The 16,942-nt window shown below is 63.8% G+C and carries 19 protein-coding genes; 13 read left to right on the top strand and 6 right to left on the bottom strand.

Features of this window, described 5'->3' with window-relative positions; translation table 11 throughout:
* The first annotated feature begins 149 nt into the window (after positions 1-149).
* Positions 150-1,589 (top strand): DUF1254 domain-containing protein, encoded by a 1,440-nt coding sequence (locus XI04_RS20275; RefSeq protein ID WP_095425251.1) that lies wholly within the window; start codon positions 150-152, stop codon positions 1,587-1,589.
* 44 nt (positions 1,590-1,633) lie between these two features.
* Complete coding sequence (locus XI04_RS20270; protein WP_095425250.1) at positions 1,634-2,071, top strand: DUF2721 domain-containing protein; 438 nt, start codon at positions 1,634-1,636, stop codon at positions 2,069-2,071.
* A gap of 42 nt (positions 2,072-2,113) precedes the next feature.
* Here XI04_RS20270 and XI04_RS20265 read toward each other — a convergent pair whose 3' ends face one another.
* The 3 genes from XI04_RS20265 to mddA are packed head-to-tail and all read right to left on the bottom strand — an operon-like array spanning position 2,114 to position 4,631.
* A complete protein-coding gene (locus XI04_RS20265; RefSeq protein ID WP_028142827.1) occupies positions 2,114-2,866 on the bottom strand; it encodes a hypothetical protein in 753 nt (250 codons plus the stop codon).
* Positions 2,867-2,874: 8 nt separating this feature from the next.
* Positions 2,875-3,852, bottom strand: a complete 978-nt coding sequence (locus XI04_RS20260) for an NADPH:quinone oxidoreductase family protein (RefSeq protein ID WP_212476879.1) — start codon at positions 3,850-3,852, stop codon at positions 2,875-2,877.
* The gene (gene mddA / locus XI04_RS20255) at positions 3,849-4,631 is read right to left on the bottom strand and encodes a methanethiol S-methyltransferase (RefSeq protein WP_038971643.1); all 783 of its coding nucleotides are present in this window, start codon (positions 4,629-4,631) and stop codon (positions 3,849-3,851) included. Before mddA ends, XI04_RS20260 begins: the two co-directional genes overlap by 4 nt.
* A 148-nt stretch (positions 4,632-4,779) precedes the next feature.
* On the opposite strand from mddA, the gene XI04_RS20250 reads away from it, so the two are divergent.
* Positions 4,780-6,336 carry an alpha/beta fold hydrolase gene (locus XI04_RS20250; RefSeq protein WP_271610346.1) on the top strand — a complete coding sequence of 519 codons (1,557 nt, stop codon included), beginning with the start codon at positions 4,780-4,782 and terminating at the stop codon, positions 6,334-6,336.
* Positions 6,337-6,445: 109 nt separating this feature from the next.
* Here XI04_RS20250 and XI04_RS20245 read toward each other — a convergent pair whose 3' ends face one another.
* Together XI04_RS20245 and XI04_RS20240 are read right to left on the bottom strand one after the other, a co-directional pair.
* Positions 6,446-7,204 carry a GGDEF domain-containing protein gene (locus XI04_RS20245; RefSeq protein WP_271610347.1) on the bottom strand — a complete coding sequence of 253 codons (759 nt, stop codon included), beginning with the start codon at positions 7,202-7,204 and terminating at the stop codon, positions 6,446-6,448.
* Between the two features lie 53 nt (positions 7,205-7,257).
* The gene (locus XI04_RS20240) at positions 7,258-7,935 is read right to left on the bottom strand and encodes a TetR/AcrR family transcriptional regulator (protein WP_038948066.1); all 678 of its coding nucleotides are present in this window, start codon (positions 7,933-7,935) and stop codon (positions 7,258-7,260) included.
* 244 nt (positions 7,936-8,179) lie between these two features.
* On the opposite strand from XI04_RS20240, the gene XI04_RS20235 reads away from it, so the two are divergent.
* The 8 genes from XI04_RS20235 to XI04_RS20200 all read left to right on the top strand — a co-directional run bounded on the left by XI04_RS20235 (position 8,180) and on the right by XI04_RS20200 (position 15,255).
* Positions 8,180-8,722 carry an OsmC family protein gene (locus XI04_RS20235; RefSeq protein ID WP_028142832.1) on the top strand — a complete coding sequence of 181 codons (543 nt, stop codon included), beginning with the start codon at positions 8,180-8,182 and terminating at the stop codon, positions 8,720-8,722.
* Between the two features lie 35 nt (positions 8,723-8,757).
* The gene (locus tag XI04_RS20230) at positions 8,758-9,891 is read left to right on the top strand and encodes an acyl-CoA dehydrogenase family protein (RefSeq protein ID WP_038948065.1); all 1,134 of its coding nucleotides are present in this window, start codon (positions 8,758-8,760) and stop codon (positions 9,889-9,891) included.
* A gap of 52 nt (positions 9,892-9,943) precedes the next feature.
* Entirely contained in the window at positions 9,944-10,822 is an 879-nt protein-coding gene (locus tag XI04_RS20225) for a sulfurtransferase (RefSeq protein WP_271610348.1), read from the top strand.
* Between the two features lie 118 nt (positions 10,823-10,940).
* Entirely contained in the window at positions 10,941-12,317 is a 1,377-nt protein-coding gene (locus tag XI04_RS20220) for a CmpA/NrtA family ABC transporter substrate-binding protein (RefSeq protein WP_212476871.1), read from the top strand.
* 166 nt (positions 12,318-12,483) lie between these two features.
* Positions 12,484-13,323 carry a nitrate ABC transporter permease gene (ntrB, locus tag XI04_RS20215; RefSeq protein ID WP_038971645.1) on the top strand — a complete coding sequence of 280 codons (840 nt, stop codon included), beginning with the start codon at positions 12,484-12,486 and terminating at the stop codon, positions 13,321-13,323.
* 5 nt (positions 13,324-13,328) lie between these two features.
* Positions 13,329-14,252, top strand: coding sequence for an ABC transporter ATP-binding protein (locus tag XI04_RS20210; protein ID WP_271610349.1), 924 nt, complete (start codon positions 13,329-13,331; stop codon positions 14,250-14,252).
* A gap of 15 nt (positions 14,253-14,267) precedes the next feature.
* On the top strand, positions 14,268-14,756 hold the full coding sequence (gene cynS, locus XI04_RS20205; RefSeq protein ID WP_049801764.1) for a cyanase: 489 nt from the start codon (positions 14,268-14,270) through the stop codon (positions 14,754-14,756).
* A gap of 115 nt (positions 14,757-14,871) precedes the next feature.
* Complete coding sequence (locus XI04_RS20200; protein ID WP_028142838.1) at positions 14,872-15,255, top strand: hypothetical protein; 384 nt, start codon at positions 14,872-14,874, stop codon at positions 15,253-15,255.
* A 15-nt stretch (positions 15,256-15,270) separates the two neighbouring features.
* On the opposite strand, the gene XI04_RS20195 is transcribed toward XI04_RS20200, so the two are convergent.
* A complete protein-coding gene (locus XI04_RS20195; protein ID WP_028142839.1) occupies positions 15,271-15,594 on the bottom strand; it encodes a DUF1476 domain-containing protein in 324 nt (107 codons plus the stop codon).
* 323 nt (positions 15,595-15,917) lie between these two features.
* Between XI04_RS20195 and purC the strand changes: the two genes are divergently transcribed.
* Positions 15,918-16,685, top strand: a complete 768-nt coding sequence (purC, locus tag XI04_RS20190) for a phosphoribosylaminoimidazolesuccinocarboxamide synthase (protein WP_173015815.1) — start codon at positions 15,918-15,920, stop codon at positions 16,683-16,685.
* Between the two features lie 12 nt (positions 16,686-16,697).
* Positions 16,698-16,937, top strand: a complete 240-nt coding sequence (purS, locus tag XI04_RS20185; RefSeq protein WP_028142840.1) for a phosphoribosylformylglycinamidine synthase subunit PurS — start codon at positions 16,698-16,700, stop codon at positions 16,935-16,937.
* Positions 16,938-16,942: the final 5 nt, after the last annotated feature.

Genomic DNA, 16,942 nt, shown 5'->3' with positions numbered 1-16,942 from the left:
CCACCTCTACCGCCAGTTGACGCAGGCGTGGCGGCCACGCCCAGGCGAGCGAACGGCGCTGCGCCCAAGACCATCCAGCCCCATTGATGCATGTCAAGGAACATCGAACCCCGCCCGTTACGGTTTTGAGGCAACAGGGAGGGTTCGATATGTCAATCAGCCGTCGCCAAGCACTTGCCGCCTTCAGCGCCGCTGTATCGGCGCTCGCGATTTCCCGCACCGCACGTGCCGAGTTTGACGGTCCTGTTGTCAGGGCCCTGGAGGGCGGCGAAGATTTCTGGCTCGCCCAGGATGCCTATATCTACGGATACCCTCTCGTGACGATGGAGATGACCCGCCGGGTCATGACGAACGTTGCGGCGGTGGAAGGCACGCGCGGGCCGATGGGGCAATTCGTCAAGCTCCGTAAGTACCCTGATGCCACCTTCAAGGATGTCACGGCACCCAATGCCGATACGCTCTACACGACGGCTTGGATCGACGTGGGAGACGAGCCCTGGGTCCTGAGCATGCCGGACATGAAGGACCGCTACTTCCTGTTTCCGATGCTGGACGGCTGGACCAATGTCTTCCAGGTGCCTGGCAAGCGCACCACCGGCACCAAGGCGCAGACCTATGCGATCACCGGCCCGGGCTGGAAGGGAACGCTTCCCGCCGGCGTCAAGGAATACAAATCCCCCACGTGCATGGTGTGGATCTTGGGCCGCATCTACTGCACCGGTACGCCGGAGGACTACGCGGCCGTGCACGCCGCGCAGGACCAGTTCAAGCTCGTGCCGCTCAGCGCATACGACAAGTCCTTTACGCCCCCGGCAGGCAAGGTCGATGCGTCGATCGACATGAAGACGGCGGTGCGCGAGCAGGTCAACCGCCTGGACGCCGCGGCCTATTTCACCCTTCTCGCGCAATTGATGAAGCGCAATCCGCCGGCCGCCGTCGACGCAGCTGAGGTCGCCAAATTCGCGAAGATCGGTCTTGTCCCCGGCAAGGATTTTGACGCGAGCAAATTCGATGCTGCCTTCGCCAAGCGCGTCCCGCAGGTGGCATTCGACCGCATCATGCTCCAGTTCAAGGTCAACAAGGCGATCAAGAACATCAACGGCTGGGCCTTCGACAGCGAAGCCGGTATCTACGGCACCAATTATCTCAACCGTGCGCTTGTCACGGCCATCGGCCTTGGCGCCAACCGGATCCAGGATGCGTGCTATCCGACATCCCAGAAGGACGCCGACGGGAAAGAGTACGTCGGCAGCAACAAATACGTGATGCGTTTCCCGAAGGGGCAGCTTCCTCCGGTCGGAGGCTTCTGGTCGATCACGATGTATGACGAGAACTACTTCTTCGTCGCCAATCCGATCAACCGCCAGTCGATCAGCGCCCGCCAGAATCTCAAAGCCAATCCGGACGGTTCGGTCGATCTCTACATCCAGAAGGACAGTCCCGGCCCCGACAAGGAGAGCAATTGGCTTCCCGCGCCGGCGGGCAAGTTCGTCCTGATGTTGCGGATGTACTGGCCGAACGAGAAGTCACCCTCGATCGTCAACGGGACCTGGAAGCCGCCTCCCGTCCGGCAAGTGACGAGCAGCTAGGGAGATATCCTGCTCAGCCGGTGAACGATGGCGCGGGAGGCGAGATGCTGTTTCCGGATACCCCGTGGGTCGAGCAATTGTCGCAGGTGATCGTTCAAGTCACCGCTCCTTCCTTCGTTCTCGGAGCGGTTGCCGGGTTTGTCTCGCTGCTGATCGCCCGCATGAACCGGGTCAGCGACCGGATTCAAGCGCTCAATGCTGTCCTGGATGGTGACGGCGCCAGGTTGAGGCTCAACAAGGATCTGCCTCAGCTGCGGCGTCGTGCCGAATTGCTGAACCGGGCTATCCTGTTCTCCGGAACAAGCGCGATCCTGACATGCCTACTCGTGATCGTGGCGTTCATCAGCGCATACTATCAACTGCGACACGAATACGGTGTCGCTGTGCTTTTCGTCATTGCTCTCGGGTTTTTCACCCTGGCGCTGATAAATCTCGTCCGCGAGATCAGGGTTTCCGTGCACGAGTACGATCTGGGGAACTAGTGCCGCGGAAACCGCCGCCTGCGCATGTCCGTCGGCGGCGAATTACCCGCGCCCGAGCTGCACGTCGCGCTCCACCGCAATCCATGTCGTCCGCGCCAACGCCAGCAATCTGCCGGCTTCATCATGAAGCGCAGCGTCGGCCGTGCGCTTGCGGCCGTCGCGGCCGGTGGGCCAGGCCGTGACGATGCAGAGCTCGCCGGGGCGGGGGCGCGCTTCGATGCGGGCTGACATCCGTCCGAGCAGGAGCGGGGTCTTCTCGAAGCTGCCGCTCTGCTGATCGTAATTGCAGGCAAAGCCGGTGGGGCAGTCGAGCGCGGACCAGAGGAATTCGGGCGCGATGAGGCCATCCCCGGCCGTGAGATTTGGATCGGGTGCCCAGCTCGCGGCGAGAACGGGAGTTTGTGCTTGACGGCGGAGCGGGCCGGCGAAGATGCGCAGGCCGTCGCCCTTCGCCCTTGCGGGACCGCAGACGAAACAGTGTGGCAGCGGATGTTCGTGCGGCCTGGACAGCGCATGCAATTCGGCCGCACGTGCTTCCAGCAAGTCAGCTGTCTCGATCTGCGCAAGCTCGACGCTCACGGCGCGGGCGGTGGCGACGGCTTTGCCGCCATCGCGAAGCTCCCATGTGCCGTCGTCCGTCGCGATGGCATCGAGCGGCGAGTCCAGCGGGGGCGGCGCGCGCAGCGTCACCTCTGCAGCCCCGGGAATGTGACGGGCGAGCCGGCCGCAGACATAGCCGCCGTTGCCGGAGTTCGGAGGACCGCAATAGCGCTTGTCGATGATGATCGAAGCCATGGCGCACTCTATCTGATTTTGAGCACAATTCGTCCCTGAACTGTCCGGTTGGCCACGGCGCGCATGGCGTCGCCGGCCTCCTCCAAAGGGAGGACGCGGTCGATATGCGGGCGGATTTGTCCTTCGGCCAGCAATCGCATCAGCGTGGCGTTCATGCGCGCTGCCTCGTTGGAGAATTTCTCCGCCCAGGCGCCGGCAAAGACGCCGATGATGGAATAGTTCTTCAGCAGCGGCAGGTTCATCGGGATGGAGGGAATCTCGCCGCCGGTGAAGCCGATCGGCATCAGCCGTCCGCCCCATTTCATCAGCCGGGCCATCTGCTCGAAAATCCCACCGCCGACATTGTCGAAGCCGACATCGATGCCGTCTCCTGACGTGATCGACTTGATCCGGTCGCGCAGATCCTCGCTGCGATAGTTGATGACCTCGCTGGCGCCGTAGCCGCGGACCAGGGCCGCCTTGTCGTCAGAGCCGACACCGGCGACGACGCGCAGGCCGAGATGCCGGCCGAGGTCGACGGCGGCAAGTCCAACTCCGCCGGCAGCGCCAGTGACGAACAGCGTTTCGCCGCGCTCGGCTCGTGCCCGTTCGACCAGCGCATAATAGACCGTGCCGTAATTGTGCAGGATGGTTGCCGCCGGTTCGAACGCGACGCCGTCAGGCAGGCGTACGGTCTTCGACTCCTTCGCGATCATCCGTTCGGCGTAGCCGCCGGTCCAGCTGCTGCAGGCCACGCGATCGCCGGGCGCGAACTTTGTCACCTTGCCGCCGACCGCGACGACGGTTCCGGATGCTTCCGTGCCGGGCACGAAGGGCGTCTGCGGCCGCATCTGGTAGAGGCCCGAGACCAGCAACTGGTCCATGAAGCTGACGGAGGCCGCGTGGACGTCGATGAGGATCTCATCGCCGGCAGGCTTGGGCGCATCGATCTCGCCGAGGCGCAAATCGCCGGGACCAGTGAACGAATGGCACAGAACCGCTTTCATCGGGGCACTCCGATGCTCCGGGCCACGTCCTGGTCTTTGGTCCGGGTCCGCGCGAAAAGGCGCGGCACCAGCATCGGAACGCGGCGGCGATATTGCCGGTAGGTTTCCCCGAACTCTGCGATCAGATCGCGCTCTTCGAACTGCAACGCGGCCAGGATATAGGCGGTGTTCGCGAGCGCGAACAGCAGATGGCCGGCGGTCATCTCGGGCGTGGCCCAGAATGCGAGGAGGAAGCCGAGCATGATCGGATGCCGAACGATCTTGTAGAGCAGCGGCGCCTTGAAGGAGTGATCCTCCGGCTCGGTCCCGCGCAGCGCCGAGAAGGCCTGGCGCAGGCCGAACAGGTCGAAATGATCGATCATGTGGGTCGAGGCGAATGCGATCAGCCAGCCGAGCCAATGGACGCCGGTCAGTAGCCACGCCACGATTCCGCTGGTCTGCCAAACCGGTATCGGGATCGGACGCCACTGCCAGAACAGCAGGAGGAGGATGAGGCTGGAGAGCAGCACATAGGTGCTGCGCTCGCAGGCCACCGGAAGAACTTTGGTCCACCAGCGTTTGAAGGCCGGGCGCGCCATGACGCTGTGCTGGATTGCAAACAGGCTCATCAGCAGCAGGTTGACGAGGATGGCCTCGGTCAGGCTGCCGACGTCGGTCCCCTGATCGATTGACTTGGGTACGACATAATTGCCGACGAAACCGAGTGCATAGAGGAAGGACACCGTGAATACGGCATAGCTCACGATTGCGTAGAGCAGGATTGCGAGGCGTGAGAACATGGTTTTTCCTATTGTGCCTGATCCAGCGGTGCCGCATGCAGAGCTCGAGGCGGTCGCCGGCGAGCCGGCTCGATCTGGGCCCATGGCTACCGCGGCGCCGTCCCCTGTGCGTCCCCTGGGGGCGTCCCGAGGGGGAGAGAGGATTTCCATGACGGCTTTCTCGCTGGAGACATTCGGGTTCCCGGAGGTCCATGCTGACGGCCGTCCGATCAAGTTGAACCTGCGCAAGGGTCTTGCGCTGCTCGTCTATTTGGCGGAGGCCAAGGCGGCGGTCGCGCGCGACGTCGTTGCCACGCTGCTCTGGCCTGAGACCGATCGCGAGACGGGCCTTGCGCGGCTGCGGCGGCTGCTTCATCGCGTCGAGCTCGCGCTCGGTCAGCCGGTATTCGAGACCGACCGCACCAGCGTGCGGTGGTCTCCGGCGACCGTGCTGAAGGCCGATGCGCATTCATTCGAGAGCGCCTGCGACCGCGGCGACTTTGAAGCGGCCTGCCGGATCTATCGCGGCGACTTCCTTGCGGGCTTCGCTCTCGACGATTGCCCTGAATTCGACGATTGGGCGTTCTTTCGCCGGGAGGCGCTGAGGGGACGGCTCATGCATGCGCTCGAGCGTCTCGTACAGGACAAGAATGCCGCCGGCGACCATTTTGCCGCGGCCGCGCATGCGGGACGCCTGGCTGAACTCGATCCGCTCAGCGAGGTCTATGGCCGGCATCTGATCCGCAGCCTTCTGCTGGCCGGCGACCGCAGCGCGGCCGAACGTCAGCATGCTGCCCTGACACAGCGGCTGCGGGACGAACTCGGGGTTGCGCCGGAAGCCGAGACCGAGGCGCTGATGAGTCCCGCAACGGCGCTGCACGCTGTTCCAACCACGCGCTATGTGAAGGGCGCCGGCGTGCATCTGGCGTACCAAACCTATGGCAGCGGCCCGCTCGATATCCTGGTGATGCCCGGCTTCGTGTCGCATGTGGAGCGGGCCTGGGAGAGCCCTGCAAGCCGGACGTTCCTGGCGTCGTTGATGAAGCTTGGACGGCTGATCGTTTTCGATCGTCGCGGGATCGGGCTGTCCGACCGGGTCGGATCGGCCCCGGGGATCGACGTCACCGCGGAGGATATCGGCACCGTGCTGCGGGCGGTGGATTCCCGCCGCGTCGTGCTGTTCGGCGCCTCCGAATGCGGGCCGGCCTGCGTCAAATTTGCGATCGATGAGCCGCGCCTCGTGGCCGGGCTCATCCTGTTCGGCGCACTGGCCAAGGGATGTTGGGCGGAGGACTATCCGTACGCGTTGCGCGCCAGCCAGTATGACGCCTGGAGCAGGCAGCTCGTCGCACAATGGGGCGGCCCGGTCGGGATCGAGACCTTTGCGCCGAGTCTGGCCGGTGATCCCCAGGCATGCGCCTGGTGGGCCGGGTTATTGCGCGCGGCGTCCAGTCCCGGCGGTATCTCGGCCGTGCTCGAGGCCTTTCGCGACGCCGACGTCCGGCATCTCCTGGCGCAGATCGCGGTGCCGACGCTGGTGCTGCACCGGCGCGGCGACCAGGCGGTGCGGATCGCGGCCGGCCGCGATATCGCGAGCCGGATCAGCGGTGCGGAGTTCGTCGAGCTCGACGGCAACGATCATTGGTTCTTCGCGGGTGATCAGCAGCCGGTGCTGGCTGCCATCAAGCGATTCACGGATGCGTTGCCGCTTCGCAGGGTGGGTTAGCCTTGCGGCTGCGCAAAGCGCAGGCCGCATGGCGTAACCCACCACTTCCATTGCTCGCTGATTCGATCTGGTGGATTACGCCTTGCTAATCCACCCTACGAGCTCCGCCTCAGGCCGCGCTTGGGAGAGGGGCTTTCGGGCTCTGCTGGAGCTGGCGCAACGCCGCGAGGTTGGACTCGACCGACGCCAGGCAGCAACGCGATTTGCCGCCCGACTTCGCCTGGTAGAGCGCGGCATCGGCGACCGCCAGCAATCCGGCGACGTCGGCGCCATGATCCGGTGACAGCGCGATGCCGACGCTGGCGCCGATGCAGGCGTGCATTTCGCCGCTGAGCTCATAGGACAATGCGACCTCGCTGATGAGGCGATGTCCCGTCTGCTGTGCCATCTCGGCGGTGACGCCGTCGAGGAGCACCACGAATTCGTCGCCGCCCATTCGGGCGACCAATGCGTCATCAGGCAGCAGCCGGCGCACGCGCGCGGCCACCGCTTTCAGCACCGCGTCCCCCGCCGCGTGTCCGAACGTGTCGTTGATCGGCTTGAAATTGTCGAGGTCGAAGAACATCACCGCGAACGGCCGTTCGGCGCGCGCGGCAAGCCTGCCGCCAAGCGCCTCGACGAAGCCCGCGCGATTGAGCAGGCCCGTGAGCGCGTCGTGATGGGCGCGATGGCTGTTCTCGCGCTCGGCGCGCATGGTGGTGACCAGCATCCGGTTGAGGCGGAAGGCCGCGGCCGTCATCGCGGCCAGATACATCGGCACCTGGAGGAAGACGATGTAGAACAGCGGCTCGCCCGCGAGCGCGGCGCCGGGCAAAGCAAAGCGTGCCCACCATCTCGATCGACGAAGCTGAACGAGTTTGGTGGGCACGGCGCTTTGCGCCTTCCCACCCTACGAGATCTACGACACGGGGTGGGAGGCGATCACACCGCCTCCAGCTGATCCGCCGCGCGCTTCTTCTTCGACTTGGATTGGCCGAGCAGGGGGCCGGCCGTCAGCGCCGCCGTATCTGCGACGCCGGGATCACGCGAGATCATCGCGGCGACGATCGCGCCGTCGATCAGGAGGCCGAGCTGATGGGCGAGCACCGCGGGCTCGCTCGAGCCGAGCTCACCGGCGAGCTTCTCGATGTGGCCGAGCACGATCTTCTTGTGCTTCAGTGCGATGTTGCGGAACTGCTTGGCGTCCTTGTCGTGCTCGCCGACCGCGTTGATGAAGGGGCAGCCGTAGAAGCGCTCTTCGGCAAACCAGCTCTTCAGGGCCGGGAAGATGCGCGCCAGCTTGGCCTGCGCATCGCCGCCGCCGTCTTCCATGGCGCCGATGAACCATTCGCGCCATTGCTTGCCTTCGCTCTCCAGCACCGCGTTGACGAGGTTGGTCTTGGAGCCGAACAATTTGTAAAGCGTGGTCTTCGCGGTCCCGGCCTCTTCGATGATCGCATCGATGCCGGTGGCGTTGATTCCGTTCTTGCAGAACAAATGCGAGGCGGCGCTGAGCAGGCGCCCGCGCGCGGATTCGTCATCGCCCGCGCCTGAATGCGGCGCGTTCTTCTTCGACGACATCTTGTTCAGTGAGGGCTTTTTCAGTGAAGGTTTGGCCATGGATTGCAACTTAATCGCAGCCGCGCGGTATCATCAAGCCGCATCTGCTTCGCGCTAAAAAGATTCGCATCGGCCATCTCAGCTGCATCGCCTTTGAGCAGAGCGCGGCTGATCAATCCGCAGGCAGCCATCGCTAAGCGGCTCCAATGCCTCGCATTTCGTTTTCGGCCTCTTCTGGCACGCTCCATGCAAGGAAACAGACCGTTCGGTATCCTGCTTTTCCACGGCTGCCAGGGAGAAGATGATGACTGCCGTCGTTCAAAAGACAGTGCTGACGGGGTGCCTTGCGCCCATCGACAAGAATGGCCTCGAGCAACTGATCGCGAGCGGCAAGGCCAATCCGAAGGTCGTCAAGACCTTGAAGTGCAAGACGGTCGCGGAAGGCAAATTCCGTCACGCCAACTACATCCGCAATCTGCCGCCCTATATCGTCGACGAGCCGCCGGGCCTTTTGGGTGACGACACCGCGCCCAATCCGTCGGAAGCCTCGCTTGCCGCGCTCGGCTCGTGCCTCGCCGTCGGCCTGCACGCCAACGCCGTGCATCGCGGCTGGATCGTCAACAAGCTCGAGCTCGAGCTCGAAGGCGACCTCAACATCACCGCGGTCTGGGGCACCGGCGATACCTCGGACAAGCCGGTCGGCTTCACCGACGTGCGGGTCAAGGTCGACATGGCGTGCGAGGGCGTCTCGCAGGACGAGATCAACGCGCTGGTCGCCCATGTGAAGAAATGGTCGCCGGTCGCCAACACCTTCACGCGCCCGGTCAATCTCGAGGTCGGCGTCTAGCTGATCGCAACCAGGACAAGGTGCGGGAGACGATCATGGGTTCACTGGCTTTATCGCGGGCCGAAAGTTTGGATCAGCCCGCACCGTCCATTGCAGGGGAGGTGGCGCGGATCGCGCGCGAAGATCTCGCGCCGCTCGCCGCCGGCATCGACGACGGCTCGGTCTATCCGGCCGAGGTGTTGCGCAAGTTCGGTGCGGTCGGCGCCTGGGGCAGTCACGTGCCGCACGAAGGTCCCGCCGATTTGCGCTGCGCGATCCAGGCGATGGCCGCTATCGGCGAGGTCTGCGGCGCCACGGCTTTCATGGCCTGGTGCCAGAACACGCTGGTCTGGTACGCCGCCAACTCGACCAATCTGAAGCTCGCCAAGCGGTTCGGCGATGCTTTCTCGACCGGCCGGGTGCTCGGCGGCACCGGGCTCTCCAACCCGATGAAGAGCTTTTTCGGCATCGAGAAACTGAAGCTGAAAGGGCGCAAGGTCGAGGGCGGCTACATCGTGCGCGGCGCGCTGCCCTGGGTCTCCAATCTCGGTCCCGACCATTATTTCGGCACCATCTTCGAGCGTGAGGACGATCAGGGCGTCGCAAGTGGCGAGCCCGGCACGGTCATGTTCCTGGCCGATTGCTCCGATCCCGCGATCACGCTGACGCCGTGCAAGCCGTTCATGGCGATGGACGGCACCGGCACCTATGGCGTTCAGTTCCGCGACGTCTTCGTGCCGGACGAGCTGATCCTCGCCGACCCCGCCGGCCCCTTCGTCAAGAAGATCCGCGCCGGCTTCATCCTGCTGCAGGCCGGCATGGCGCTCGGCCTCATCAAGGACTGCATCAACATCATGGGCGAGGTCGATAGTCCGCTCGGCCATATCAACCGCTATCTGCCGCAGCAGCCGGTGCACTTCCGCGACCTCGCCGCCGAGCTCGAGGCCGAGACCATGGCGCTGGCGCGCGATCCCTACAACGAGGACGAGACCTACTGGCGCAAGGTGATCGCGCTGCGCCTGCGCGCCGGGGAAGCCAGCGTCGCGACGGCACATGCGGCGATGCTGCATTGTGGCGCGCGCGGCTACCTCAGGAGCCACCGCGCACAGCGGCGGCTGCGCGAGGCCTATTTCGTCGCGATCGTCACGCCGGCCACCAAGCAGCTGCGCAAGATGCTCGCCGAGTCCTGAGCTTCACGAGTCTACCTCAGACCACCACTTAACCTCAACGGAGAGGCTGCCAATGACGGACGTTCTGATCTCTGCCAGCGAACTTGCCGATCTCTTGAAGCTCGAACCCTGTGTCGTCATCGACACCCGCAATCCCGATGCCTATGGCGCCGGGCATCTGCCGGGCGCGGTGAACGTGCACGAGATCTTCACGTTTCTCGCGACCTCGACGCCGGAAGGCATGAGCGAGCTGAAGACCAAATTCGCCGACGCCTTCGGCGCTGCCGGTCTCTCCGGCAAGGAGACCGCGGTGATCTACGAGCAGTCGATGAATTCCGGCTTCGGCCAGTCCTGCCGCGGCTATTATCTGCTCACCATGCTCGGCTATCCCAAGGTCAAGGTGCTGCATGGCGGCTTCGATGCGTGGTCGGCCGCGGGTCTTCCGATGACGAAGGATGTCCCGGCGCCGGCGAAGGCCTCGTTCGCGATCGTGCCGGAAGCCGGCGAGATCCTGATCGACGCGAAGACCATGCTTGCCGCGGTCGGCAAGCCCGGCATCGCCATTCTCGACGTGCGCGATGTCGACGAATGGATCGGCGACAGCTCTTCGCCCTACGGCAAGGATTTCTGCCCGCGCAAGGGCCGCATCCCCGGCGCGGTGTGGCTGGAATGGTACCGCATGATGAAGCCGACCGCGGAAGGACCCCGCTTCAAGTCCAAGGACGAGATTTTGGCCGAATGCGCCACCGTCGGCATCACGCCGGCAACGCCGGTCTATCTCTACTGCTTCAAGGGCGCGCGCGCTTCGAACACCTTCCTGGCGCTGAAGAACGCCGGCGTGAAGGACGTGCGGATGTATTTCGGCTCCTGGAATGAATGGTCGCGCGACCCGTCGCTGCCGATCGAGCAGGGGTTGCCCATTGCTGCCCCGGTAACAGGCAAGGCGGCATAGAACCTGCATGTTTCCAATGGCCCGGCTGCGCAAGCGGTAGCCGGGCCACGATGGAATTTTGACCTGACGCGGCGGACAACGGCGTCCGCCGCGCAGTGTGACAAAGGGGCGCAGCAGCATGTCCACGTTCGACGATCCGTTCGATGCCGACCGCAATCTCGGGGCGGGCTGCGTTTGCGGCCAGCACCGTTCGGCGAGGGAGCACGAGCAGGTGGCGCTGCGCTGCGAGCCGGTCGAGAGCGAGGAGAAACGCTACGAGGGCGTGATTGCGTCGGCCGTGATGCGCGCGATGTTCCCGCAGGATGTGGCACGGCGGGCGTTTCTGAAGTCGGTCGGGGCGTCCACCGCACTGGCCGCGCTGTCGCAGTTCTTTCCGCTGCAGACCGCAACCGAAGTATTCGCGCAAGCCGGTGCGCCCGAGAAGAAGGACCTCAAGGTCGGCTTCATCCCGATCACTTGCGCCACACCCATCATCATGGCGGCGCCGATGGGCTTCTATGCCAAGCACGGTCTCAACGTCGAGGTGGTCAAGACCGCCGGCTGGGCCGTGATCCGCGACAAGACCATCAACAAGGAATACGACGCCGCGCACATGCTGGCACCGATGCCGATCGCGATCTCGCTGGGCCTCGGTGCGAACGCCATTCCCTTTGCCGTGCCGGCGATCGAGAACATCAACGGGCAGGGCATCGTGCTGGCGGCCAAGCACAAGGACAAGCGCGACCCGAAGGACTGGAAGGGCCTGAAATTCGCGATCCCCTTCGACTATTCCATGCACAATTACCTGCTGCGCTATTATCTCGCCGAGCACGGGCTCGATCCCGATACCGACGTGCAGCTGCGCTCGGTGCCGCCGCCGGAGATGGTCGCCAATTTGCGTGCCGACAATATCGACGGCTTCCTCGCCCCCGACAACATCTGCCAGCGCGCGATCTATGACGGCGTCGGCTTCATGCATCTGTTGTCGAAGGAGATCTGGGACGGTCATCCCTGTTGCAGCTTCGCCGCCAGCCGCGAGTTCATCACGAGCGCGCCGAACAGCTTTGCGGCGCTGACCCGCGCCATCGTCGATGCGACCGCCTATGCCTCGAAGGCGGAGAACCGCAAGCAGATCGCGGAAGCCATCGCGCCGGCCAATTACATCAACGCGCCGGTGACGGTGCTGGAGCAGGTCTTGACCGGCACCTATGCCGACGGCCTCGGCGGCGTGAAGACCGATGCGAAGCGCGTCGATTTCGATCCATTCCCCTGGCAGTCCTTTGCGGTGTGGATGCTGACGCAGATGAAGCGCTGGGGCCAGATCAAGGGCGACGTCGACTACAAGGCGGTGGCCGAGCAGGTGTATCTGGCGACCGACACCAAGAAGCTGATGGCCGAGATGGGGCTCACACCGCCTGCGAGCGCGTACAAGTCGTTTGCGGTGATGGGCAAGACTTTCGATCCGGCCAAGCCGGAGGACTATGTCGCGAGCTTCAAGATCAGGAAGTCGTCGTGATGAGATCTCTCTCAGCATCGTCGTCCCGGCGAACGCCGAGACCCATACCGCGGAATCCATCGATTGCTATCGATGGGAGTACCGAACGACGAGTCTTCGCCAAACTTCTCCCTGGGGTTATGGGTCCCGGCGTTCGCCGGGACGACGGGCGGAGAGGTCTCGCGCGATGACTTCTTCTCTCCGCCTCCGCGCCGGTCTCGTCTCCATCGCGCTGCTCGCTGCATTCCTCGGCATCTGGCATCTCGCCACGCGCTCGACAGGCCCCGTCGCCACGATGAGCCCCGAATACGCCAAGCTGATGGGGCTGACCGCGACGCAGGGCAAATCGGCGATGCCCGGGCCGCTCGATGTCGGCGCCAAGTTGTGGGAGCATTTGCGGCGGCCGTTCTACGACAACGGGCCGAACGACAAGGGGCTCGGCATCCAGCTTGCCTATTCGATCGCGCGGGTCGGCACCGGCTATCTGCTGGCGGTGCTGGTCGCGATCCCGCTCGGATTTCTGATCGGCATGTCGCCGCTGCTGAGCAAGGCGCTCGATCCCTTCATCCAGGTGCTGAAGCCGATCTCGCCGTTGGCCTGGATGCCGCTCGCGCTCTACACCATCAAGGATTCCTCGATCTCGGCGATCTTCGTCATCTTCATCTGCTCGATCTGGCCGATGCTGCTCAACACCGTGTTCGGCGTCGCCAGCGTGCGCAAGGAATGGATCAACGTCGCGCGCACGCTTGAGGTCGGCACCATCAGGCGGGCCTTCACCGTGATCCTCCCCGCGGCGGCGCCGACGATCCTGACCGGCATGCGCATCTCGATCGGCATCGCCTGGCTCGTCATCGTCGCCGCCGAAATGCTCGTCGGCGGCACCGGCATCGGCTATTTCGTCTGGAACGAGTGGAATAATCTGTCGATCACCAACGTGATCATCGCGATCCTGCTGATCGGGATCGTCGGCATGCTGCTCGACCAGATCCTGGCGCGCTTCACGCGCATGGTCACGTTTCCGGAGTAGGGGCGATGACCGACAAATTCATCTCCATCGAAGCCATCGCGAAGCGCTATCCCGGCGCCGGCGGCGCCACGACCACCGTGTTCGAGAACCTGTGGCTGTCGATGGCGCGCGGCGCGTTTGCCTGCGTGATCGGGCATTCCGGCTGCGGCAAGACCACGGTGCTCAACATTCTCGCCGGCCTCGATGCGCCGAGCGAGGGCGCCGTCATCGTCGACGGGCAGGCGATTTCGGGCACCAGCCTCGACCGCGCCGTGATCTTCCAGAGCCACGCGCTCTTGCCCTGGCGCACCGTGCTCGGCAATGTCACCTATGCCGTCAGCTCGAAATGGCGGAGCTGGGACCGCGCCAAGGTGAAGGTGCACGCGCAGACCTTCATCGATCTCGTCGGCCTGACCGGCTCCGAGCACAAGCGGCCGTCGGAGCTGTCGGGCGGCATGAAGCAGCGCGTCGGCATCGCACGTGCGCTCTCGATCACGCCGAAGATCATGCTGATGGACGAGCCGTTCTCGGCGCTGGACGCGCTGACGCGCGGCACGCTGCAGGACGAGGTGCGGCGCATTTGCCTCGAGACCGGGCAGACCGCGTTCATGATCAGCCATGATGTCGACGAGGCGATCTACCTCGCCGACAAGATCTTCCTGATGACCAACGGACCCGGTGCGGTGCTGGCCGAGGTCGTCGAGAACCCGCTGCCGAGGGACCGCGGCCGCACTGATCTGCACCGCCACCCGCTCTACTACGCACTGCGCAACCACATCATCGATTTCCTGGTGACGCGCAGCAAGACGTTTACCGCCGAGACACCCGACCACGATCCGCGTAATGTGCCGCTGGTGCATATCGGCAAGCCCGGACTGACGATCGCATCCAGTGGTGACGAGCAACGCCAGACCTGGACGCCCGGGACCAGTCCCGGACTGACTGCTTGAAAAGGAGACCCTGACATGAAACGCGAAGACCTCACTGAGAAGCTGCTCGACATCAAGCGCGAGAAGGGCTGGAGCTGGAAGCACATCTGCGACAAGATCGGGGGGTATTCCGAGGTCCTCATCGTCGGCGCCATCCTCGGCCAGATGAAATTGACGAAGCCGCAGGCTGCCAATGCCGGCGAGCTGTTCGGCCTGTCGAAGGCGGAAGTTGCGATGCTCAACGAGGTGCCGATGCGCGGCACCGGCACGCCGATGCCGCCGACCGATCCCCTGATCTATCGCTTCTACGAAATGGTGATGGTGAACGGCCCGGCCTGGAAGGCGCTGATCGAGGAAGAATTCGGCGACGGCATCATGTCGGCGATCGACTTCGACATGGCCATGGAGCGCGTCGCCAACCCGAAGGGCGACCGCGTCAAGATCACCATGAGCGGCAAATTCCTGCCGTACAAATATTACGGCGCCAGCGGCAACGTGCCGGAATACGGCTTCAAGGAGGAGTGACCGACGCAGTTAACCGCTGGTGAAGCGGCGGCCCGGTGTTTGCGGTCCATGGTTTGCCTGACGGCAACCTCTGGAGGCTAGGTAACGGGCCTCGCTTCAACCACAGGTACCCGTGATGAAATTTCGCTCGCGTTTTGTCTTGGCAGGCGTTGGTCTGCTGGTCGTGATAGCTCCCGCCAAGGCCCAGTCCCAGCGTGTCATCGCCGAGCAAGGCGGCGGTGGTCTGCGGCAGGAAGGATCGGTGCGTGTGCAGACTTCGATCAACTTCTTTGTCGCCGGTCCGACCGGGGACAGCGAGGAGGCCCAGAAACTGCGCGACCGCGCGCGCCGCACAGTCTACGAGATGGCGGCGCGCGAATGTGATCTCCTGCGCGAGGTGCTCGCCCGCGATTGCCGGATGGAGTCGGTCAACACCAACATCAACCGGCAGTTCGGACCGCAACAAGCGGAGGGATTCAATATTAGCGGATCGATGGGTTTTCAGATCACGCTGAAATAGAGCCAGACGGCGGGGTCACTTCCCCGCCTTCACCTCGGCAGCCGCCACCGCGAGCAGCTCGCTCATCTTGGCGCGAATCGCCTGCTCGGTGACGGCGACGTTCTTGGCGGTGAAATCGGCCGTGATCTTGCGCAGGACGTCGGCATCGCCGGCCTCCTCGAAATCGGCCGCGACCACCTCCTTGGCATAGGCGGTGGCGGCATCGCCTGACATGCCGAGCTTTTCAGCCGCCCACAGCCCGAGTAGCCGGTTGCGGCGGGCCTCCGCCTTGAATTTCTGCTCCTCGTCGAGGGCGTATTTCTTCTCGAAACCTTCCTGGCGCTTGTCGAACTCGCTCATGCCTTGTTCCAAATCCCCTGCTGAATGGAGCGGGAGCCTTCCGTTGCGGCGACCCGACTGCATGCCTACATAGATAGCACGAATCGGCAAAACAACGGGCCGTTAAGCCGCAGGCAAGATGGTATAAGTTGGCGCCGGACGGCCGGATCGATTGTGCTCGGTCAGCCAATCGGATAGGTTGCCTGAAGGCTTGGTTCCCGTTCTGTTTCCAAGGGTTATGGACGGGGTTCCGGGTCGTTCACGGCAGCTCCGCTGTGGGTCGTAAATCCTAGTAACCGGAGCACACCAAATACATGGATTTCAACAAAACACGGTACATCCCCATGAGCCGGCGGCGTCGCATTTATGAAGGCAAGGCAAAGGTTCTGTATGAAGGCCCGGAGCCCGGTACCCTGATCCAGCACTTCAAGGACGACGCGACCGCGTTCAATGCGAAAAAGCATCAGGTAATCGAGGGCAAGGGCGTCCTCAACAACCGGATCTCGGAGTACCTGTTTCAGCACCTCAACGACATCGGGGTGCCGACCCACTTCATTCGCCGTCTCAACATGCGCGAGCAGTTGATTCGCGAGGTCGAGATCGTGCCGCTCGAGGTGGTGGTGCGGAACGTCGCCGCGGGCTCGCTGTCGCAGCGCCTCGGCATCGAGGAGGGCACCCAGCTGCCCCGTTCGATCATCGAATTCTACTACAAGAACGACCAGCTCAACGACCCCATGGTGTCGGAAGAGCACATCACGGCCTTCGGCTGGGCGACGCCCCAGGAGATCGACGACATCATGGCGCTCGCCATCCGCGTCAACGACTTCCTCACCGGCCTCTTCCTCGGAATCGGCATCCGCCTCGTCGACTTCAAGATGGAATGCGGACGTCTGTTCGAGAACGAGATGATGCGCATCATCGTCGCCGACGAGATCTCGCCGGATAGCTGCCGTCTGTGGGACATCAAGTCGAACGAGAAGCTCGACAAGGACCGTTTCCGCAGGGATCTCGGCGGCCTGCTCGAGGCCTATACTGAAGTTGCAAAACGTCTCGGCATCCTCATGGAGAACGAGCGTCCGCAGGGCTCCGGCCCGGTGCTGGTGAAGAGCTGAGGGAATTTCGACGTGAAGGCACGTGTCACCGTTACCTTGAAGACGGGCATCCTCGATCCGCAAGGCAAGGCCATCGAAGGCGCGCTGAAGTCGCTCGGCGTCGACGGCGTCGCCAGCGTCCGCCAGGGCAAGGTGTTCGACATCGAGCTCGCCGGCGCCGACAAGACCAAGGCGGAAGCCGCGCTGAAGGAAGCCGCCGACAAGCTGCTGGCGAATACCGTGATCGAGAACTATCGGGTCGAAATCGTCTAGGCCTG

The sequence above is a fragment of the Bradyrhizobium sp. CCBAU 11430 genome (assembly GCF_028128855.1).
Lineage (GTDB): Bacteria > Pseudomonadota > Alphaproteobacteria > Rhizobiales > Xanthobacteraceae > Bradyrhizobium > Bradyrhizobium ottawaense.
Note: the sequence above shows the minus strand (reverse complement) of the source record. Positions and strands in the feature narration are given on the sequence as shown.